The organism is uncultured Draconibacterium sp. (assembly GCF_913063105.1).
GTDB lineage: Bacteria > Bacteroidota > Bacteroidia > Bacteroidales > Prolixibacteraceae > Draconibacterium.
The window spans coordinates 1-2,574 of record NZ_CAJXYQ010000040.1 but is presented as its reverse complement, the minus strand read 5'-3'; the positions used below and the strand labels follow the sequence as shown (position 1 = coordinate 2,574).

The 2,574-nt window shown below is 44.1% G+C and carries 3 protein-coding genes; all 3 read right to left on the bottom strand.

Annotated features, from left to right (window positions below):
* Nucleotides 1-452, bottom strand: a 452-nt coding sequence (locus tag QZ574_RS19370; protein ID WP_297092647.1) for a bifunctional 4-hydroxy-2-oxoglutarate aldolase/2-dehydro-3-deoxy-phosphogluconate aldolase, incomplete at its 3' end; no start/stop codon positions are given.
* Between the two features lie 425 nt (nt 453-877).
* The gene (locus QZ574_RS19365; RefSeq protein ID WP_297092645.1) at nt 878-1,639 is read right to left on the bottom strand and encodes an SDR family NAD(P)-dependent oxidoreductase; all 762 of its coding nucleotides are present in this window, start codon (nt 1,637-1,639) and stop codon (nt 878-880) included.
* 230 nt (nt 1,640-1,869) lie between these two features.
* The coding region (locus QZ574_RS19360) for a PfkB family carbohydrate kinase (RefSeq protein ID WP_297092643.1) at nt 1,870-2,574 on the bottom strand (705 nt) is incomplete at its 5' end.

Sequence of the window (2,574 nt, the reverse complement as noted above, 5' to 3'; positions counted from 1 at the left end):
ACAAAGCTTGGTCCGCCCACTTGCGAGCCCGGGAATATTTTTACTACCTCAGCTCCCAATTCGTGTGCTTTGCCTATTTCGGTTACCGAACCACAACCCGGACTCCACGCAATTTTGCGCTTGTTACACACTTTTGCCGTTGCCTCATCAATTAATGGAGCTACCACAAAGTTGGTTCCCAAAGCAATGTACATGGCTGCTGTGGCTTCGTCAACAATCGAGCCAACACCCATAATCATTTCGGGGCAGTTTTCGATGGTCCATTTGTTGAGTTCTGCAAATACAAGTGTAGCAAAATCGCCACGGTTGGTAAATTCGAATAACCGAACGCCACCATCGTAACAGGCTTTTACCACTGCTTTGCATACTTCAATATCCTGATGATAAAACACCGGCACCATACCGCTTGCTTTCATTGTTTGTGCTACTTCTATTCTTGAAAATCTTGCCATCTCTTTAAGTTTCTTAATAAAGGTTACCTTTCTTCTCAACACCTCCGTTACCAGGTAACGAGTGTCCCCCCATAAAGAGGGACAAGAATTTTTGCTTTGCAAAAATTCAGGGGGTACTTCATGCCTTTTCTACTCCCCTTTTTTAGAACGTTTTTTACCAACGTTTCTTGGTTACGGCGCATGCAACTTTCGTTTTTACCTTTTTAGATGCGCCGTTATATTATCTTCATCTTTATTCCCCGGGTTGAAACCCGAGGCTACCAAAATCTAATCCCTACGGGATTTAAGAACGTTTTTGTACAACTTTACGTTGTTACGGCGCATGGTACTTTTCTTTTTCAAACTACGTTTCCGTTTGCGCCGTTTTCTTTTGTTATTTCTTATCCCCGCACTAAAACACGGGCTTATTCATTTTTAATGAAACACTATGCAGAATAAACTCCGCCATTAATATCCAGTGTCTCGCCGGTAATAAATCCATCATACTCCGAAGCAAGGAAAGCTACGGCACGCGCCACATCATCGGGATTGCCTGAGCGTTGCAGCGGAATGCCTTCGATTGTTTTCTTTGCAGATTCTTCGGTTGTATGGGTTGCATGAAAAGCAGTTCCCTGGATAAATCCGGGAGCAACAGAATTTACCCGGATTCCCTGCGGGGCAACTTCTTTGGCTAAGGCACGGCTCCAGGTTAGCACAGCACCTTTACACATGGAATACACCAGCGACCCCGGATGCCCTCCAACACGGCCTGCCAACGAGGCAACATTTACAATGCTCGAACCTTCCTCACTATTAAGGTGAGGGATTATTTCGCGTGTTACCAACATCATTGTAGTCAGGTTAATGTCAATCAACTTTTGCCAGTAATCCATTTCAATATCGCCAACAAAGCTGCGTTTTACCAGCGAGCCCGAGTTATTGATAAGAACATCAAAAGTTCCCATTGCCTTTACTGCCTCACTTATACACTTTTTAGCTTCTTGCTCGTTGGTTAAATCGGCTTGCAGACAAATGGCCTTCTGACCATTGTCTTCAGCTATTTTTTTAAGGCGCATAGGCTCCTCGTTCGAACTGAAATAATGCATGCAAACATTGCATCCTTCTTCAATCAAAAGTTTTGATATTGCTGCCCCAATTCCCTGCGAAGTGCCGGTTATAAAGGCATTTTTGCCTATAAGTTTATTCATTATTGTGTTTTTAATTGTTAAATGTTTTCCTAATGGTCAATGTAGGACAGCTTTTCAAAGCTACATTTCATTCATTACGGCGCATGGTACAATTTGTTTTCAATCTGCTTATCCGGTTGCGCCGTATTTTGATTTGTTCTTTTATTCCCCGGGTTAAAACCCGGGGTTATTCAGATTAATCTCGTTGGGATTCTTTTCTTCGAGCTTGTGACTTCGGTCTTCAAGCTTTCCTATCGGTCTACCCGCGCACTACCTCCACCAATAATTTTTTCCACTTCCGAGAGTGTTGCCATGGTGGTATCGCCCGGAGTTGTCATGGCCAAAGCACCGTGTGCGGCACCGTATTCTACTGCTTTTGCTCCGTCGTTAAATTCAAGAAAACCATAAATTAAGCCCGATGCAAAACTGTCGCCGCCACCTACGCGGTCCATAATCTCCAAATCTTCGCGGTGCTCAGCTTCGTGAATTACGCCTTCGGAATAACAAATGGCTCCCCACGAGTTTACCGTTGCTGTTTTTACCGTACGCAGCGTTGTGGCAATTACCTGGAAATTCGGAAATTCTTTCAAGGCCGTTTTTATCATGCTTTTGTAGCCCGACAAATCCAGTTCTTTAAGGTTCTCTTCGTTGCCTTCTATTTCAAGACCCAGGCATGCTGTAAAATCTTCTTCGTTGCCAATCATTACATCCACATATTTGGCAATCTCGCGGTTTACTTCCTGTGCTTTCTTTTCGCCACCAATGGCTTTCCATAACGATGGGCGGTAGTTTAAATCGTACGAAACGATGGTACCGTATTTTTTAGCCACTTTTACCGCTTCAATCACGGTTTCGGCTGCTGTTTCAGAAAGTGCTGCGAAAATACCACCCGTGTGCATCCAGCGTACACCAAGTGTTCCGAAAATGTATTCCCAGTCAATATCGCCCGGTTTTAG

Coding starts and splice junctions, on each gene's coding strand:
- QZ574_RS19365 (WP_297092645.1), bottom strand. CDS start 1,639: ATGAATAAACTTATAGGCAAAAATGCCTTTATAACCGGCACTTCGCAG.